This window comes from Pedobacter sp. AJM (assembly GCF_002197755.1).
Classification (GTDB): Bacteria; Bacteroidota; Bacteroidia; order Sphingobacteriales; family Sphingobacteriaceae; genus Pedobacter.
Map to the genome: position 1 here is coordinate 12,042 of NZ_NHOT01000001.1, position 19,689 is coordinate 31,730.

12 protein-coding genes and 1 tRNA gene are annotated in these 19,689 nt (G+C 41.0%); 8 read left to right on the plus strand and 5 right to left on the minus strand.

What is annotated here, in order from left to right:
* Positions 1-255: 255 nt before the first annotated feature.
* On the minus strand, positions 256-870 hold the full coding sequence (locus tag CBW18_RS00060) for a hypothetical protein (RefSeq protein ID WP_088299234.1): 615 nt from the start codon (positions 868-870) through the stop codon (positions 256-258).
* A gap of 568 nt (positions 871-1,438) precedes the next feature.
* Here CBW18_RS00060 and CBW18_RS00065 point away from each other — a divergent pair.
* The 5 genes from CBW18_RS00065 to CBW18_RS00085 all read left to right on the plus strand — a co-directional run bounded on the left by CBW18_RS00065 (position 1,439) and on the right by CBW18_RS00085 (position 4,628).
* Complete coding sequence (locus tag CBW18_RS00065; protein ID WP_088299235.1) at positions 1,439-2,134, plus strand: HAD family hydrolase; 696 nt, start codon at positions 1,439-1,441, stop codon at positions 2,132-2,134.
* A 141-nt stretch (positions 2,135-2,275) separates the two neighbouring features.
* Positions 2,276-2,491: a hypothetical protein gene (locus CBW18_RS00070; protein WP_088299236.1), complete on the plus strand. Its 216-nt coding sequence runs from the start codon at positions 2,276-2,278 to the stop codon at positions 2,489-2,491.
* A gap of 46 nt (positions 2,492-2,537) precedes the next feature.
* A tRNA-Ala gene (locus tag CBW18_RS00075) sits at positions 2,538-2,614 on the plus strand.
* A 456-nt stretch (positions 2,615-3,070) separates the two neighbouring features.
* Complete coding sequence (locus CBW18_RS00080) at positions 3,071-3,631, plus strand: TetR/AcrR family transcriptional regulator (protein WP_088299237.1); 561 nt, start codon at positions 3,071-3,073, stop codon at positions 3,629-3,631.
* Between the two features lies 1 nt (position 3,632).
* Positions 3,633-4,628 carry an alpha/beta fold hydrolase gene (locus CBW18_RS00085; protein ID WP_253248921.1) on the plus strand — a complete coding sequence of 332 codons (996 nt, stop codon included), beginning with the start codon at positions 3,633-3,635 and terminating at the stop codon, positions 4,626-4,628.
* 485 nt (positions 4,629-5,113) lie between these two features.
* Here the strand turns inward: CBW18_RS00085 and CBW18_RS00095 are convergent, their stop codons facing one another.
* Positions 5,114-5,932, minus strand: coding sequence for an alpha/beta fold hydrolase (locus CBW18_RS00095; protein ID WP_088299239.1), 819 nt, complete (start codon positions 5,930-5,932; stop codon positions 5,114-5,116).
* A gap of 288 nt (positions 5,933-6,220) precedes the next feature.
* Here CBW18_RS00095 and CBW18_RS00100 point away from each other — a divergent pair, with 288 nt between their 5' ends.
* Both CBW18_RS00100 and CBW18_RS00105 read left to right on the plus strand, forming a co-directional pair.
* Positions 6,221-7,882: an alpha-L-fucosidase gene (locus CBW18_RS00100; RefSeq protein WP_088299240.1), complete on the plus strand. Its 1,662-nt coding sequence runs from the start codon at positions 6,221-6,223 to the stop codon at positions 7,880-7,882.
* A 231-nt stretch (positions 7,883-8,113) separates the two neighbouring features.
* Positions 8,114-8,983: an AraC family transcriptional regulator gene (locus CBW18_RS00105; RefSeq protein ID WP_088299899.1), complete on the plus strand. Its 870-nt coding sequence runs from the start codon at positions 8,114-8,116 to the stop codon at positions 8,981-8,983.
* A 70-nt stretch (positions 8,984-9,053) separates the two neighbouring features.
* Here CBW18_RS00105 and CBW18_RS00110 read toward each other — a convergent pair whose 3' ends face one another.
* The 3 genes from CBW18_RS00110 to CBW18_RS00120 all read right to left on the minus strand — a co-directional run bounded on the left by CBW18_RS00110 (position 9,054) and on the right by CBW18_RS00120 (position 14,910).
* Positions 9,054-11,096, minus strand: coding sequence for an alpha-glucuronidase (locus CBW18_RS00110; RefSeq protein WP_088299241.1), 2,043 nt, complete (start codon positions 11,094-11,096; stop codon positions 9,054-9,056).
* Position 11,097: 1 nt separating this feature from the next.
* Entirely contained in the window at positions 11,098-13,722 is a 2,625-nt protein-coding gene (locus tag CBW18_RS00115; protein ID WP_088299242.1) for a glycoside hydrolase family 3 C-terminal domain-containing protein, read from the minus strand.
* Between the two features lie 99 nt (positions 13,723-13,821).
* Positions 13,822-14,910, minus strand: a complete 1,089-nt coding sequence (locus tag CBW18_RS00120; RefSeq protein ID WP_088299243.1) for an endo-1,4-beta-xylanase — start codon at positions 14,908-14,910, stop codon at positions 13,822-13,824.
* Positions 14,911-15,504: 594 nt separating this feature from the next.
* On the opposite strand from CBW18_RS00120, the gene CBW18_RS00125 reads away from it, so the two are divergent.
* Complete coding sequence (locus CBW18_RS00125) at positions 15,505-19,674, plus strand: hybrid sensor histidine kinase/response regulator transcription factor (protein WP_088299244.1); 4,170 nt, start codon at positions 15,505-15,507, stop codon at positions 19,672-19,674.
* Positions 19,675-19,689: the final 15 nt, after the last annotated feature.

Here is a 19,689-nt window from a genome sequence, read left to right on the forward strand (position 1 = left end):
AGATACCCTTTCCACAATTAAATTCCAAATGTTACAGAAAAGATGTGGCATTAAATCAATCACCGGCAAAACATTTATTCAGCGATGAATAATCAGCGTATTTATCTGTTTTTTAACAAACGGTCAAATAAAATGTTTGTCGTTATTTCCTTTTTGCTAAAATTAATGCCTTAACATAAGGTTAAAAAGAAAAAATCATAAATGACAGTTTACAAGAAAGTCTGGTTAGAAAATGTTTATAGTGACGATAATAAATTAAAGGCGTGTTTTCTCGAGGGGGATCTTCAGCACATTTTCTTCTGCTACGTTAGAAAGTTCTTCCAATGAATACAAATTAGCCATACACTCTGCCACTGCGTTTTTATCTGTATACCAGGTATCATCATTGGTGAAATGACAGATTCCTTTACCCATTTCCGTTACAATGCTTCCAAATAAAGAAGCCAGGTGATGTTCAAATAAGTTTCCAGGATAATATTTAATAGAAAAAACCTTATTATAGCCTTTAAGTTGCGCTTCTACCTCAGCACTGATTTTAATCGGTTTATAAACCTTGGTTTTCTTTTTGCCCAATAATTTATTGATGAAGCTTTGTTTCACCACCTTTTGGCGGACGTTTTTTCTTTTGAATTCAGCCAATTCAAAGGGCTTAAAAGATGTGCTAAACTGTGCTTTAAGATCGCTGTTGTTCAGAATTTCAATACTTGGTTTAGTCCACCTGAAAATCAAAGACAAAATACTTCTTGGATTATTAAATGTAAATGACGGTTCCAGGCTTAATACATGTTCATGTTGATTTAAGCGTTCTATAATTTCAGGAATCAGTTTGTCCGTTAGAGAATTTGTATATACGTTTATGTGAGCACTCATAAATTTTTTATTACATCAACAAAAAAACTGTTTTAAAGCACAGGTTTATTAATTAATTGGAACTGCCATTGAAATGGCCGGGCAGGTATTTTGAAAATCAGGTTAGAAATTAATATTTTTAACATATTGAGCCGTTGGTTTAAAGGTTGCAAATATATTCTTAATATTGGTGTTTTTTTTAAGATAAACGCATGAATTAATGAAAACGTTACACAAGTATCTCTATTAGTTTTAAAAGTCAGCATGTCAGTTGTTTAATTTTTATTAACTGTTTCTTCAGCCCCCCTTTAAACTAATTTTTTGCAGTTTTATGGTCATTTTTTTTGCAAAAAGGCTTTTGATGTGGATGAAACTTATTATCAGGATGCCACAGGCATAGAAAGCGGGTGATTTCTTTTTCACGCCGGAGTCGCGCGTTCTCCACTAACAAATATTCCAGCGTATACCATTTTTGAAAAGGATGTCCCGGTACTGGTTTGAATCATTCATGCAGATCGCGCAGGCAGGCAAATATGCTTGATGCGATCATGATGTTTTTTACCTTTGTCACGCAAAATTAAGCAGAATTATGGATAATCAAATTTCGGTGATTGCCTTTGATGCCGATGATACCCTTTGGGTAAATGAACCTTATTTCCGTGAGGCGGAAGCGCAGTTTGCTTCGCTGTTAGCAGATTTTATGCCTATACAAAGCATTGTTGCGGCTTTGTATGAAACTGAAATCCTGAATCTGCCTTTATATGGTTATGGCATCAAAGGCTTTATGTTAAGTATGATTGAAGCTACCTTACGCATGACGGAAGGAAAAGCGGATCCCTTGGTGATCCAAAAGGTGATTGAGTTAGGGCAGTCCATGCTGAATAAGCCAGTGGAACTGCTTGAGGGAGTGGAAGAGGTGCTGAAAGCCCTGCATGGAAAATTCAGGTTGGTGGTGGCAACAAAAGGCGATTTACTGGATCAGCAGCGAAAACTAACGAAATCTGGTCTGGATCATTATTTTCACCACATTGAAGTGATGAGTGACAAGCAGGAAAAAGATTATCAGAAGTTAATCAGGCACCTGGATTGTCAACCGGAAGCGTTTCTGATGATTGGTAATTCACTGAAATCTGATGTTTTACCGGTTTTAGCCATCGGTGGAAATGCCATTCACATTCCATTTCATACCACCTGGGCGCATGAACATATTGATCATACCATTGAACACCCTAATTTTTATCAGATGGAGAGTTTATCGGAGGTTTTATTAAAATTGCGGATATGAAATAAAATTGGATGGCGGGATCATTTTCTGGCAGCATTCATGTTTGATCATTGGTTCCTGCTGATCAGAAACGACCGAATAAGAACGTGAGTTAATTGCAATATAATGCTGACTTAACATGAACCTTCTATTTTAGGTTTAATGTTTCTTATCGTCATTTCCATTCCAATATATACCTTAGCTATTGTAGCCATGTTTTACATGGACACCTTTTTTAAAGCGCTGATGTTTTTGGTGTTGTTGCTGGCGGTTACTTTTATTCTTTTTCTGTTTATCGATTATCCTTTACCTTCGGCACTAAGTGTGCTGTCGATGATGTTGCTGAAGCGTTTAAAAAGAATTTTAATAATAAATTAATTTATCATTTGCTTTAGCTAAACTAATTGCTATTTTTGCACCATAAGGGGGATTAGCTCATTTGGCTAGAGCGCTTCGCTGGCAGTGAAGAGGTGATCGGTTCGAATCCGATATTCTCCACCAATAATTCCAAGTCGTTGAAAACAATGACTTGGAATTTTTTTTGCTTCGTCACTTTGATGAAAGTCTGCCACTAAAGGCCTCGGGAATTTAAAATTCTCCCCGTCCGGCGGGGCGAAAAAATCAAAATTCTTCCAAAGAAGATCAAGAAGATGTTCGTTTTTTAGACATTTTTTCTATTTGTCGTAACTGGTGCATAATTTTACAGCTGTAGGAAAGATTTACTGTTTGGAATGGATGCCTCCTTTTCCGACAAGATTATAACCCCTTTTAAATTCCAGCTCCAAAGAATCAATTTTTTTGCTAACAGGATTCATATATAAATTATTCTTAGCCCCTAAATCGCTTTCTACACAGCTTAGTTGATGCAAACACAATCTTCATCCATAACTTTTTTATAAGAAATAAATTTTTTTTAAAAATGTCTCTTATGTGTGACATTTGTCTTATGTTTGCGTCATGAAAAGTACAAAGGATAAAATTGTTGATGCTGCCGTTTTCTGCTTAAACAAGAATGAAAAAGCAAGCATTGATGAGATTGCAAATCATCTTGGATTGAATAGAAGAACAATCCATAGGTACTTTAAAGATCGAAGTACTTTAATCCAATGTTGTCAGGAGAAAATGATGACCACATGTAATTTAGCCATGAATCAAGCCTATGATAGCAGTAATGAAGCTTTGAAACAGATTGAGAACATGTTTTACGCGGCGTTAACAATTGGTACAGAATACTCTTTTGTTAAAAAGCTATTTGATCGTAGCGGATATGCTGATGTAGTTGCTACTGAAGTGGAAGTTTATGACAATGTCAAAGAAAAATGGTTTAAGCTAATTCTAGCGTTACAAGAAAAACAGATCATCAAAAGCACGATCCCACTCCCGTGGATTTACAACCTTTTTGGAGGTATGATAGACATTGCCATAGCAGCACAAACGAGCGGAGACGTAGCAGTAAATGATATTAAGATGCTTTCCTGGACTGCTTTTAAAGGCAGTATTGGCATAAATAATTCATGAAATGAAAAAAAGAAATAAGCTTACAACAGTATTGCTTTTAATATTAATCCTAACGAGCATCAGAAGCATTGCACAAAACAAAAAATCTATGAATTCAAAATTGACACTACCACAAAAAGAACAATATGATGATGAATATCTTGTAAGCCTATTGCCTGGGTTCACTAACCAATACCAGGATATAGGAGGACTTAAACTCCATTTTGTACAAGGTGGTGAAGGTTCACCATTGATACTGCTTGCCGGCTGGCCGCAGAATTGGTGGAGCTTTCATAAAATCATGCCGATGCTGGCAAAGCATCATAAAGTAATTGTTGTTGATTATAGCGGCATGGGGTCTTCAAGCAAACCAAGTGAAGGCTATAGTAAGAAAGCAATGGCTGGAGATATCGCATCGCTAATAAAAAAATTAGGATTTGATAAAGTAAGTATTGCAGGTCATGACATCGGGGCCAACATTGCCATCAGTTTTGCCGGCCACTTTCCCCATCAAACTGACAAATTAATTGTGCTGGACACCCCACACCCCGAAGAAGATCTTTATAAACTGCCTATGATGCCAATCGGGATGCCTGTGCATCCTTGGTGGGTGGCCTTCAATCAGGTAAAGGAATTACCGGAGCTGTTATTAGAAGGGCGCTATCATATTGTACAGAGTTGGATCTTCGATAAAATGCTGGTTGACAAAGAAAGTATAAATGATTTTGACAGGAAGGTTTATGCAAAAGCTTACGAATCCAAAGAAGCAATTATGGGTTCTAATGGTTGGTATCAGGCATTTCCGGAAGATATTCAGGATATTAAACAGATGAAGATGATAACGGCACCATGTTTAGGAATTGGAAGTAGTGCCGGACTTGCAATGCTGAAGGCATCCTTGCCAAATTATATTGAAAATCTACAATTAAAAGAGATCAAGGATAGTGGCCACTTCATTCAGGAAGAGCGGCCTGAAGAGGTGGGAAGTTCAATACTGGAATTTTTGAAATCTAAATAAATTCTTATACGGTATGGTACGACATAAATTTTGTGTATGAACACTTAGGTTTGCCGTTCGTTTGTGGTAATTAATGATTAAAAATAAAGAGAGAAAGAGGTTAACTTGATTTATAGCTGCTATCTGTTATGTTTTGCCTTTAGTGAGAATGATCTTAAAAAACCGGATAAAAAGATTTTGGATTTTACTTTAAAGGGAATTTATTTAGATCCGGGGCAACCCCCGGAATTCTACTATGTGATCTATTTTAATCCGAACATGAAAAACGCTATCTTACTTGAATTGCATGCTTTACTTGGGAATGTTGTCTCAGCCGCTTATTATTCAGATCAAAAGATAAATCCGTTTCAAAATAGAATTTACCGCACGATTAAATAAACAGATCTCCTGGCGGAGTATGGGATAAAGGGGTATGAACAAATCATTTGCCTAGGCTTATGCCACTATTGTAGTACCGATGCCTGATTCTCTGGCTGGTGTGGTTATCAATCAGAAGAAATCGCTGATCCAACATAGCTCCTGTAAAATTTTTCAATTTCTGATATCACCAGTTCCGGCTGATCCTGTGGGATGTTATGCGCACTTCCTTTGGCAAGAATTAAGCTTCCTTTTTTTTGTGTGCGGATAAAACGCCGCTGCGCTTCCTGAAATCTGTCATTATCAGCCTGATTGTCAAACGGTCCTTTTTCAGCCATTACTACCAAAACCGGAATATGGGATGGGATTTTTTTCTTTCTGATCAAATGACTATTCTGCGCCATTTGTGCCAATACGAAATATAAACCAAGTTCATTTTTGCTGAAATTACTTCGGTTTAAGGTTTTAAACACGCTACTGGCAAAGCGCATATCGGCTTTAGAAGGTATTCTGGGATCTAACAGGAGTATACCTTTAACAGTGGAAGGGTTTTCAGATGCGTACAGGATGGAATAAAATGCACCCAATGAGTGGGAAACCAGTAACATATCTCGATTGGCATATCCTAGTTTTTGCAGGGCAATATGAAGACCTTTTGCTTCGTTTTGGATATTGAACGCAGTGGTATCCAGTCCGCTTGACCCAAAGCCCTGGCGGTCATAGGTGATCATGGTTGCATTTAATTTTTGATGAAGTATGGTCGCGATAGCATCCCATTGTCCTGCATCAAGTGCGCCGCCAGATTCAAAGAATATTGGTGCTTCTTTGCCTTTTCTGATTTTAAAGTGGAGTTGATAAGTTCCCACATCAACTAAAGTATCGGTTTGTCCGTGAGCATAAGCAATGCCGGCGAAAAAGAAAATGAAACGAATGAAGTATACTTTCATAAGCTATAAGGAATGTGAAGCAAAGATGTTTCAAAGAACGGAATATTACTGAATTCTCAGGCTTCTTTTTCCGCTTATTTGATAGATTGCTCAACACCGTCTGGCAATGCTTTGATGTTGGCGTGTACAGATAAAATCAAACGCTAATCTTTTAAGAAAAATATTGAATGCTTTAGGGAAGCTAAACAGCGAAAAGTCGGATCAGTACAATAATTTGTCGCACTGATACAAAAACTATAAGCAGGGAGGTCTGTATATTTGTTTTTAATCTTTTTAGCCAAATATTTTATGAAGAGACGAACATTGCTCAGGTACATTGCTGCCGGTATCCCCGGACTTTATCTCACACAGGTTGCTAAAGCATCATTGCTCCAACATATGATAGGTCACCCGAATACTGGTTTGCCGAAGGGCACCTTTCAGCCTACCTGGGAATCCTTAAAAAATTACCAGACGCCCGAGTGGTTTCGTGATGCCAAATTTGGGATGTGGGCACACTGGGGGCCTCAATGTCAGCCAGAGGCAGGCGACTGGTACGCCAGGCATATGTATATGGAAGGTTCCGGTCAGTATAAGTTTCACCTCAAAAAATATGGACATCCCTCTAAATTTGGGTTTAAAGATGTGATCAATACCTGGAAAGCAGAAAAATGGGATCCCCAGGCCATTGTAGATCTTTATCACCGCACAGGTGCGAAATATTTTATGGCTTTGGCGAACCATCATGATAACCTGGATTTATATGACAGTTCTTACCAGAAAAACTGGAATTCGACCAAGATAGGCCCTAAAAAAGATATTGTTAAAGGTTGGTCTGATGCAGCCCGCAAAAGAGGATTACACTTTGGTGTAAGTGTGCATGCCGCACATGCCTGGAGTTGGTTTGAAACAGCACAACGTTCGGATAAATCCGGGCCACTGGCAGGTGTTCCATATGACGGGAAGCTCACAAAAGCTCAGGGTAAAGGCCAATGGTGGGAGGGGCTTGACCCTCAGGAACTGTATGCCCAGAACCATGCCTTAAGTGAAAACAGTTTAGATGATGGCATGATTCACCGCCAGTGGAACTGGGGGAATGGGGTAAGCATCCCCGATCAAAAATATATTGAAAATTTTTATAAACGGACCATTGAGCTGATTGATAAGTACGGGCCAGACATGATCTATTTTGACGATTCGCAGCTCCCCTTATGGCCAATCAGTGATGCAGGACTGAAGATCGCATCTCATTTCTACAATAAAAGTATAAAGGAAAAAGGAAGCCTTCAGGCGGTAATCACAGGCAAAATTCTGGATGTTGAACAGCGAAAGGCCATGGTGTGGGATATTGAACGAGGTCAAAGCAATGCTATTGAGCCATTACCATGGCAAACGGATACCTGTATCGGCGACTGGCATTATAACCGCGAAGTTTATGATCAGAACAGGTATAAAACCCCACAGTCAGTTATACATACACTTATTGATGTTGTCAGTAAAAATGGAAATCTGATGTTAAATATACCTTTAAGGGGGGATGGCACCATGGATGAGCTGGAAGCTAAAATTGTGGAAGAGATTGGCCAGTGGATGCGGGAGAATGGTGAAAGTATTTATAAAACCCGCCCCTGGAAGATTTTTGGTGAAGGTCCGGCACAACAGGCTGCTGCTGCACTAACGGCACAAGGTTTTAATGAAGGCAAGGGGAAATCTTTTACGGTGGAAGATGTAAGGTTTGCCACAAAAGGTGATGTTTTATTTGCAACCATCATGTCTGTACCGCAAAAAGACGTCATATTCATCAAAAGCCTGGCAGAGAATAGTCCGTATTACAGACAAAAAATTAATAAAGTGGAGTTGGTTGCAACAGGTGCACCCTTGCCGTTTTCACGTACCGCAGATGGCTTGAAGGTAACCTTTCCGGCGCACAGCAAATTGCCATCTTTTGCCGTCCCCATAAAAATCAGTTAATTCATCACGGCTCCATATCACAACTTATTTGAGATGAGAACGGCCGGATTTTTTCCGGCCGTTTTCTATATGATGATGAGCGGTCTTAGTCCATATAATGAAATCTCTTTTTGAACTAATGGATAATTAATGATCAGATTACTTTGATGCATTGACCGCATTTGATATATTCATTGCGCGCTACATCGTCTCCCCTAAGAAACGTCAGGAAGATTTAGTATGCTGTTATCCATGAAATTTATAAAAAACCATTTTCATCTTTTAAATGCTGATGCCGTAAGGTTAGGACACAGCTGGAATTTTATCAATGTCATCAGCCCTTACTACAGGCTTTATTACATTGAAGATGGAACAGGTTATATCAATAGTCCAGCCGGACGTACGCCACTTGCAGCAGGTCATCTGTATCTCATTCCTAGTTTTACCCTCTGTGATTTGCATTGCGAGAATTATTTGTCGCAATATTTTGTTCAGTTTTTTGAAGAGTCACCAGATGGCATTTCCTTATTCGGACATTGCAGGGAGGTTTTAAGTGTAGCTGCATCTGCCATTGATGTAGGTAACTTTAAAAGGCTGCTTGAGATTAACCCCGGAAGAGGAATCAACCGTTCTGATAATCCAAAAGTATATGAAAAAGATGTTTATTATAAGGAGTATACGAAACTGAATGAGCTTCAAACAGCTGCCACACAATTTGAAACCCAGGGCATTATTTTGCAGCTGTTATCCAGGTTTATGAAGTCAGAAAGATTTGGGATCTCCAATCAGGAGGCTATACCTTCTGCAATTCTCGCGGCAATCAGTTATATACAGATTAATATCGCAAAGCCCCTTAAAGTCAGTCAACTGGCTTCGGATGCAAATCTCAATACAGATTATTTCTCCCGAATCTTTCATCGGTATTCAGGCAAAAGTCCGGTCAATTTTATACTGGAAAAGCGTATTGAAAGGGCACAATATCTGATTATGACCACCAATATACAATATGGAGAGATTGCCAGATTAACTGGTTTTGAAAATCAGCAATATTTCTCCAGGATATTCAGAAAAATCACCGGACTTAGTCCAAAAGCATACCGGAACCAAAACCCGGGATATTAAATACTGTTTAATATCCTTCGGTTGCTGAAAAATCCGCCTCGCAAAAACGAGGCGGTATGGCGTACCAAAACTACTCATAACTTTTACTTTTGCTCAGGGTTTTCAGGGCATCGAGGTCATGAACAGGGCGCTCGATATCAAAAGGAATTTCCCTTTTGCTGAAAGTCTGAAAATACAGCAGGCAGGCATCCTTCCAGATTTGGGCATCACGGCTTTGTATCCGCAACTTGGATTGTACTGCCATGAAGCGTTCTTCATCGACCAGGCCATGCATTTTATCCCAGGTTTTCTGGAAATCCCGCACCTGTTGTACGCCGGTATCATAACGATAGCAGAGTGCTGTCCAGAGATCTTGACCATTTCTAAGTCGGTAAGTCCAGGGCACATGATGAAACCACAACAGGTATTCTTCCGGGCAGGTATTCAGGTCATCAAATCTGGAACGCAATGGTTCATGGTATTGTGCTACGGCATTACTTCCGCTCTGGCTCCTGTTAAAACCCAGCCCTTCCAGGTCTGCCTTGTGGTAATATACAGAAGTCCAGTCTGCCCTGATTTTAGTATTGGCAAACCAGGGCGCAGGGCCATAATGATGTCCCTCGGCAAAGATGTGGTGCAGGCCAAGTGGCATCATGTAATTCACTATTGCTTCGCGACTTTCGAGCATCATTTTCTTAACGGGTTTCACAAATGACTGGTCCTTTGCATTCTCCCGAACACCTAAAAATGTCTGTCTGATCCATTCATCGGCAATGTCTTCACTTTTAAGCTGGTTATTCCAGGCCAATCTGCCGAAAGCGTACCAGTTGGCCTGTGCAAAAATATGCCCGGTCCAGTTGCGGTCTGAACCGATATTAGCCACACCTGCAATAGCAGTGAATGTACTTTTATCCTGTGTTCCGTCAGTAACCACCGCAACAGTGCTTCCTTTGCCTTTTTGGTAAGTATCGCTGTTTAAACATTCCTCCCAGAGGGTAGAGAGAAAAGCAAGTTGTTTGGATTGGCCGAGGTATTCCTGCGTAATCTGAAATTCCGGCATCACCGGTGTCTGGTTCATTGCACCAAATAAGGCACTGAAAGGTTCACGGGGCTGAAAATCCAATGGTCCGTTTTTGACCTGGAGGATCACATTTTTCTTCAATTTCCCATCGTAGCGAAGGAATTCTGTATAAGCCTGTTTTGTTCGGTCCTGTTCGCTGGTTTGGTAAACAAAAGCCCGCCACATCACGATTCCGTTGAAAGGAGATACCGCATCAGCCATCATATTCGCACCATCCACGTGTGTGCGGCCAAAATCCTGCGGACCCGGTTGCCCTTCACTATTAGCCTTCACCAGAAAACCGCCAAAATCAGGAATCAGCTGGTAAATTTCTTTCGCTTTGTTTGCCCACCATTTTCTGACGAGTGGATCAAGTGGATCGGCAGTTTTTAGTTTTCCGATGGTAACCGGTGAGGAGAAATTAACAGACAGGTAAACCTTTAAACCATAGGGGCGTAGAATTCCGGCAATGGCCTGAACCTTTTTAAGGTAGGGTGCCGTTAAAATTTTTGCCGAGGCATTCACATTGTTTAATACTGTTCCGTTTATGCCGATGGAAGCATTGGCCCTGCCATATAATTGATAAAGCGCCTCATCTGCCTTGCTGATGGTTAAATCCTGATCATTTTTCCAGAAGATGGATTGACCGGCATAACCACGTTCTACTGATCCATCCAGATTATCCCAATGATTCAATATCCGGCGAGAATAGGAGGGGTTGGAACTAAAGTGATCATCCGTTTTGCCCAGATACTGCCTTCTGAGCAGTTCATAGGTTCCATAAAGGATGCCAAGATCGGTTCTGGCAATAATTTTATCCTGTTCCAGGCGAAAGCCATCACCTTTAATGGATGCATGCTGGCTGAATTCGAACTTTATGTTGGCCTCATTTTTGCCCAGCCATCCCGTTTTCAGCTCATTTATCGCAATATCCAGAACGGATGATTTTCTGCTGTGCTGTATCTGAACACTTGCAGCAGATTTACCACGCAGCCAAAGTTCATGTCCGTCTTCAGCTTTTGCAAGATAGGCACAGGCGATAAAAGTCAGTACCAGGTATATTGTTCTTTTCATTTTAGTTGATGTTAAGCGTGTGGCTTAAAATATTTCCGCTGGTTTTCAAGGTTTCGTCGGGCTGACTGCCACCAACAGTAATGTCTATTTTGCCTTTCAGCGGTTGTTTTTTGCCGTTTTGATCAATATAGGTAAGGTCGCCGGGTTGCAGGTTAAAACTGATGAGCTGGCTTTTGCCAGGGGCCAGGCTTACCCTTTGGAAACCTTTAAGGGCTTTCCTGGCAGTTTTAATCGCCGGATCACTGTGCGTTACATATAGTTGTACAACCTCATCACCCTCCATTTTTCCGGTATTGGTGATTTTTACGGTGACTTTAGTGCCTTTACCCGCTTTAATTGTTGCGGGTGCGTTAAAGCCTTCATAACGAAAAGTGGTGAAGCTTAATCCGTAGCCAAAACCAAAAAGCGGCTTTCCTTTAAAGTAGCGGTAGGTCCGGTTTTCCATACTGTAATCATTAAAGTTGGCCAGATCCTGGTCGTTTTTATAGAAAGTAACCGGGAGCCTGCCAGATGGATTATAATCGCCAAAAAGCAGGTCAGCGATGGCCGTACCAGCCGATTGACCACCATACCAGGCATTAACAATCGCCGGAATATTTTCTGCTTCCCAAGGCATGGCAATGGCACTTCCTGTCATCATCACAAAAACCACTGGTTTACCGCTGTTTTTTAAGGCTTTCATTAATGCTGTTTGCGCTTGTGGAAGCATGATGGATGTCCGGTCGCCACCGCTAAAACCAGGAAGATCGACCTTCATTTCTTCGCCCTCCAGCTGAGGAGAGATGCCTCCTGCAAAAATAAAGGCATCTGCATCCTGGTGCCGCTTGACCAAAGCATTAAAATCAGTACGCATAAATGCACCACCGGAGAAGCGGATTTTAGCGGTACCTTCGCCTTGCCAGTATTCAATAACCAGGTTATAAGTACTATCCTTAACGGTCTGTAGCTTATAGGTTTGTGCTCCCCAGCGGTTTCTGGTCCAGGCATCCAATACTTTTTTTCCATTTACAAAAAAGCGGTAGCCGTCATCAGCTTCCAGTTCAAAAGTCATGCTGCCTGTTTGCGCGGCTTTAAAGTCGGTGGTGTATCGTGCTGAAAAATGATTTGCGGTAAGGCCTCCTTCCATCTGCTGGCCTTCCTGCCAACTGTGGTTAAGGCTGGCCTCCATTTGTGTAAGAATTGGTTTTCCTTCCAGTTTCTCCCCTTTAAAATATTCTGATTTAAATCCCTGCTTACCGTCGATGTTCAGTTGTTTGTTCAGATCAAGATAATTTAAAAGGGTATCGTTTGTAAATGATACGGCTTGTTCATACACCACCGCTGTATTTGGACCAACTTTGTTTTTGATGCCTTCCAGTACCGTGGTGATTTTTGATGGGGTACCATTATAATTACCCAGTACGGCAATGGCATTATCTGCATTCGGACCTAAAACCACCAGTTTCTTCAGGTTTTTTTTCAGCGGAAGGGTATTGGCCTCATTGCGCAGTAAAACCATTGATTCGCGGGCCATTTTCAGTGCATGTGCCTGATGATCCTTGTTTTCCAATACGGTGATGGGGGTATTGGCATATTTAACCATCGCTGGCGGATCGAACATGCCCAGTCTGAAGCGGATCATAAATAAGCGTTTTACGGAAACATCGATGTCCTTTTCTGTAATGATCCCGTTTTTAACTGCAGTAAGCAAGGCTTTGTAAGCATCTGTACCACAATCAATATCAGTACCATGAAAAACAGCATCCGCAGAGGCTGCAGCAGCATCTTTATGGGTTTTATGGTTTTTAAAGAAATCATCTATCGCCCAGCAATCGGAGGTTACATAACCGGTAAACTTCCATTGCCTGCGCAGGATATCTGTCATAAGTAAATCGCTGGCACAGCAAGGCTGCCCCTGAAAGGCATTATAAGCACACATTACACCCGCCACCTTAGATTGGGTAACCAGTTTTTCGAACGCAGGAAGATAGGTATCCCAAAGGTCAAACTGACTGACGTCGGCATTAAATACATGCCGCAGTGGTTCCGGTCCGCTATGTACCGCATAATGTTTGGCACAGGCAGCGGCCTTTAAATATTTAGGATCATCACCCTGCAAGCCTCTTACAAAAGCATCACCCAGAGTAGCGGTAAGGTAAGGGTCTTCACCATAGGTTTCCTGACCCCGGCCCCAGCGGGGATCGCGAAAAATATTGATATTGGGTGTCCAGTAGGTCAAACCCAGGTAGCGCTCATTGGTTCTGCCCAATTCTACCGCTTTATTGTAGATGGCACGACCTTCAAGTGCAGCATAATCAGCCATTTTAAACAGGGCATCCGAATCAAAGGTGGCTGCCATGGCAATGGCTTGCGGAAACACGGTTACCTTAAAAGGGGTACGGGCCACGCCATGAAGGGTTTCGTTCCACCAGTCGTATGCCGGGATTTTTAACCTCGGAATGGCCGGGGCAGAGTTGAGCATCTGAAATACTTTTTCTTCCAGTGTCAGGCGTGAAACCAGGTCATCAACTCTTCTTTCAAAAGGCAGTTTATAATCCTGAAATGGGTATTGCTGTGCTTTTACTGAACTGAAACCCGTTAAAAGTAAAAGGGTGATGAAGATTTTTAAAGGTTGGGCTTTTCTCATAGGTTTTGGTTAGCGATCACCAAAGTTCATGGCGAATTAATCGTTTTAGCAGATGGTTAATATTTTATAGGTTGATAAATTGTGGATCTAATATCAGATCTAAAACTTGGTCACTTCATAAAATGCCTTTTTGGGCTTTAGTTCAGTGTCAAATAACAGGGGATAATTTTTTCTGCCCCGGGCATCCAGCCAGGTATAGCGGTCAGACAGGTTCCAGAAGGTTACGCCGGTAATGTTTTTTCTATATTTCCGCAATACTTCAAATATCATTTTATATTGTTCCATCTGGCGCGATTCCATTTCCGGGGTAAATTCTGCCTTTGCTTTTTGTTCGGCATTTTGAATGAGCTGCCCGCCCTGGTTGCCATCGTATACAGAAACATCCAGTTCGGTAATCTGCACATCCAGGCCCAGGCCGGCAAATAACGCGATTGATTTTTCAAGTTCGGAACGGCTTGGGTTACTTACCGACCAATGTCCCTGTAAGCCGATGCCATGAATGGGTACGCCCCTGGCCAGCAAGGTCTTTAGCATTTTATAAATTTTATCCCGCTTTTTAGGTTGTTCTGTATTATAATCATTATAAAATAAACGGGCCTTTGGATCGGCCTCATGCGCGTAACGGAAAGCCATTTCTACAAAATCCTCACCTGCTATTTTATAAAATTGCGAATTGCGGAAATAAGTAGAATCGTCAGCAATAACTTCATTTACGACATCCCAGGCATAAATATCTTTTTTATAGTGATTGACTACAGTATGAATGTGTTCCTTTAACCGTTTCAATAATAAATCTTTTGATATGGTATTTCCCTGTTCATCCTTGAAAAACCATCGCGGTGCCTGATTGTACCACACCAGACAATGCCCCCTCATTTTTAGGTTGTTTTTTCTGGCGAAACCGGCAATAGCGTCTCCGTTTCGCCAGTTGTATTCATTTTCCACAGGATGAATCGGGGCCATTTTCATGGCATTTTCTGCTGTCACGCTATTGAATTGATCTAGGATGAGTGCTTTATTTGTGCCATCCAGATCACGTGGGGTAATGGCTACGCCAATAGGAAAGTAGTTTCGGTAATAGTCTTTTAAACCCTTTGCTTTCGGCAGCATTGGTTTAAAGGCTGTCATGATGATGCCAAAAGCCATCAACAGTAGGGTACCGATGATGAACACATTCCTTTTTGTCATATTTGGTTTTTTAGGATTTGCAAATTCGCCACATTTTGATTTTTAACAGTGCTCTTATGGATAAATATCGGAAACAAATGTTTTCTAACGATTAGATTACAAAGTGATTTTGCACGCCTTTACTTTATGTGAAATGCTTTTTAACCCTGTAAACGGATAAAAATGAACATCTGTTGCCGCACTTTTTACAATAATCACACTCCGCTGTTTTCATTTGTCCTAATTTAGCAAATTCAATGGTAACCGGGGCTATCCCGTAACCAGACAAAAATAAATAACCAAATATGATATACCATCAAACTGGCAGGACCGCCCCGCTTAAACCGGAGCTTCATACAGCACTTATTTTAAAGCATTGCTGAACATTAACTTTAAGCTGAACTGACTGAAATGCATGTTCATCATCATCAAATGAATAATTGATTCGCTGTACTATTAAATTTTATATAAATTGGTGGCTTTAACCAAATCATCTCCCAATAGGCCTGTTCAAACACATGGCCTATTTGCAAAGGATAACTGGTTTACCGCTTGGAAAATCATCAGATTTTGCAGGTTTAAAGTTAACCGGAATAAAAAATTGACCAAATCATCATGCTGAACCGCGTTGTTTTAAATACTGTTTTTTGTTTTACGCTTTGTCTGGTTTTCACAATGTCCGGACATGCACAAGAACAAAAAATTAATTTTACTTCCCTACAAATCAGAGACGGACTTTCTTCCAATACGGTGAATGCGATTCAAAAGGACCACTATGGTTTGATGTGGTTCGCGACAGAAGACGGACTGAATAAGTTTGACGGAAGTAACTTTACCGTATACCGGTATAAATCAGATGATTCTACGGGCATCCAGTCTAATGACATCAGATCCCTGCATGAAGATAAATCAGGAAATTTATGGATTGGTACTTCGGGCGGTTCTCTGAGTTTATTTGACCGGAAGAAAAATGCTTTTATTACCTTCCCTGCAAACAAAGCCGATGCACTGAGCAGTAATATCATTCGTTCTATCTGCAGTGATTATAAAGGTAAGATATGGGTTGCCACATTTAATGGTTTGGATGAGCTTGATCCCAAAACCCGCAAAATTAAAAACCACCTTCGCCAGTATAGCTCCAAAGGTTCTTTTCCTGCACTCACCTTTAACTGCCTGATTGAAGACAGTAAACGCAGAATCTGGGTAGGTTCAAACAATGGCATTTACTTATACCAAAGGGCAACCAACACTTTCAAGTTATTTCAGCATAATGCTTCTGATCCTGCCGGTTTGTGTGATAATGCTGTCTCATCAATCGTGGAAGATAAAACCGGAAACATCTGGTTTGGTACCAGAAATGGCCTGAGTATGCTGCTTCCGGAAGGAAAAGGCTTTAAAACCTTAAGGAATAACAAAGGTGACCTGAATACGCTGATGAACAATGGCATCAGAAGCCTGGCTGTTGATCAGAAGAATCAGCTCTGGATCGGAACGGAAGATGGCTTAAACGTGCTGGACATTAAAAGTGGCAGGATGTCGAGATACAGGCCCGATTCGAGGGATATTTACAGCCTCACCGGTAAATCGATCAGTTGCATCTATGTAGATAACGCCGGGATTTACTGGCTTGGGCCTTATCATGGCGGGGTATGTAAATATGATACCAACCTGAATTTATTTCACCTGAAGCAAAGTAATATTCTGGACCGTAATGGTTTGAATGGTTCGGTTGTCACATCATTTGCCGCATATAAAGGCGATATATTTGTAGGTACTGATGGTGGAGGTTTGAATTTGTTTAACCGCAAAACAGAACTGGTGCAGCGGTTTAATGCAGGCCTTGCCGATGGAAGTGCCTTAAATAACATATCCATCATGGCCATGGAACTGACCCGGCAGCAAAAACTCTACATGGGTACCTATTCAAATGGTTTGGTGGTGATGGACTTGGCCACGCAAAACCTGAAGCAGTATAAACAGGGTACAGGTGCCGATGCCTTAAATTCAAACGATATTTTCTGTATTAAAGAAGACCACACTGGTAAAATCTGGGTAGGAACCAATGGTGGTGGAGTAAATGTGCTAAATGCCGACAATAAGGCATTGATTAAATACTGCAAAAACCCGAAGGCCATCAATGAAGTGGATTATCCCGGCAATAATTTTATCCGTTTTATTGAAGAAGACAACGCCGGCAATATCTGGATCGGTTCATACGGATCGGGCATAGCCGTCTTTAACCAAACCGGCAAAACGTTTACCATCCTGAACAAAGCAGAAAATAAATTACCCAATGATCTGACTTTATCTATTCTGAAAGACCATGCCGGTGATTTATGGGTAGGAACGTTCAGCGGTGGATTAAGCTTGTATAATCAGACTACTAAAAAGTTTATCACCTTTGGTGAAAAGGAAGGGCTAAACAATGCCACTGTATACGCTATAAAAGAAGACAGGCAGGGACAGATATGGGTGAGCACCAATAAAGGCATCAGTAGCTTTGACCGAAAATCACATACGTTCACCAATTATACTATTTATAACGGCGTTCAGAACAATAATTTTGTAGTGGGCGCCGGACTAAGCACTCCTGATGGTGAAATCTATTTTGGTGGTGCTGATGGTTTTAATTATTTTAATCCGCAGTATTTTAAAAAGAATAAAAATCTGCCTTCAGTTCTTTTTACTGACCTCAGAATATCCAATACTTCCATTCTTCCGGCAGAAGACGGGCCGATTGAAGAGGATATTTCAGTGGCAAAAGATATTTACCTGGATTATAAGCAAAGCTTTACATTGAGTTATGTGAGCGTTAATTATACTGCGCCGGAGCAAAACCGCTATTCGTATCGTTTAGAAGGTTTTGATAATGAATGGATCAATGCCGGATCTTCTAAATCGGTATCCTACACCAATCTGGATCCGGGTGACTATGTATTTCATGTTAAAGCCAGTAACAATGATGGTTTGTGGAATGCAGCAGAAACTTCCATCCGTATCCACGTGCGGCCACCTTTCTGGCGAAGCATTTATGCGTATATTTTTTATGTTGTTTTAATTGCCGGATCCTTGCTGTATATCCGTCACCGTGGCATCCGGAAGTTAAAAAGGGAATTTGCCGTGGTTCAGGAGAAAATGAAGGCCGATCAGCGCAGCATGCAGGAAAAACAGGAAGCCGAAAGGTTAAGAGAACTGGATAAACTGAAGATCAAATTCCTAACCAACCTGAGCCATGAATTCCGTACACCGCTTTCATTAATTATGGGGCCGGTAGATAAACTGATTGCAGAAGAAAAAGACAGTCAGGTTGTTGCGCCGTTGAGCATGATTAAACGCAATACCAAGCGCTTGCTTAACCTGGTGAACCAAATTCTTGATTTCAGGAAAATTGAAGATCATGAATTGAGATTAGACCGTTCGGAAACCGATATTGTGGCTTTTATTAAAGAAGTACTCGAATCATTTAATGATTTGAGTGAACGCAAGCAAATTCAGCTTATTTTTAAAAGTCAGCTGCGTTATTTTAATGCTGCTTTTGATCACGATAAAATAGAGCGTGTACTGTTTAACCTGTTGTCTAATGCGTTTAAGTTTACCTCGCAGGGTGGTACCATTTCCGTAGAGCTGGAAAAAAAGGAATTTTCGGCAGGCAACGGTCAATCGGCCTTAGTGATTAAGGTTACTGATACAGGGATCGGCATCAACACAGCAGACCAGGAAAAGATATTTGAACGTTTTTTTCAGGCCGATGGCATCGCTCCGATTTTAAATCAGGGAAGTGGGATTGGTTTATCAATAGCAAAGGAATTTGTGAAACTGCATGGGGGAGACATTACCGTACAGAGCGAACCCGGTGTGGGAAGTACTTTTTGCATTGAGTTGCCATTTGCTGAAGCAGAATTTTCAGAGGAGTTAACCATTGATTTCTCTGATTCAGGAAAAACTGAAGTGATCGCGGAAGAAAATGAGGAAACTGCCAAACAGACATCAGGGGGAGAAATTCCATCTATTTTACTGGTAGAGGATAATGAGGATTTTCGTTTTTACCTGAAGGATGGATTAAAATCATCTTTCAAGGTACATGAAGCCTGTAATGGTCAGGAAGGATGGCAAAAAGCCCTGGCTAACCATCCACAGATCATTGTTAGCGACATCAATATGCCTTATATGAATGGAATTGAATTGTGCAAAAAATTGAAATCAGATAAGCGTACAAACCATATCCCGGTTATTTTATTAACAGCCCTAACGGGTGAAGAAGAGCAGATCAAGGGACTGGAAACCGGTGCAAATGATTACCTGACCAAGCCTTTTAATTTTGAAATTCTGCATGCGAAAATTAGAAACCTGCTGGCACTGAATCAAAGGTTAAGGGATACCTATACCAAGCAAATTAAAGTTCAGGCACCAGAGGTGGTCATCGAATCGCATAGCAACCGCTTACTGAATAAGGTTGCACTGTATATTGAGGAAAACCTGAACAATCCAAAGCTGTCTGTGGAAGATTTAAGTAAACATGTGGGCATGAGCAGGGGTTCGCTTTACCATAAAATTTTAGAACTGACAGGACTTTCACCAGTAGAGTATATCAGGTCGGTTAAGCTGGATAAAGCAACCGTATTACTCGAAAAAAGCGATCTGAATGTATCGCAGATTGCCTATATGGTTGGTTTTGCCACGCCAAATTATTTTGCGAAATCATTTAAGGCCAAATACAATATGCAGCCCTCTGAATACATGAATCTGAAACGGAAGTTGGAGGATCATGTTACAAAGGACAAGTAAGATGGTCACCCTGAT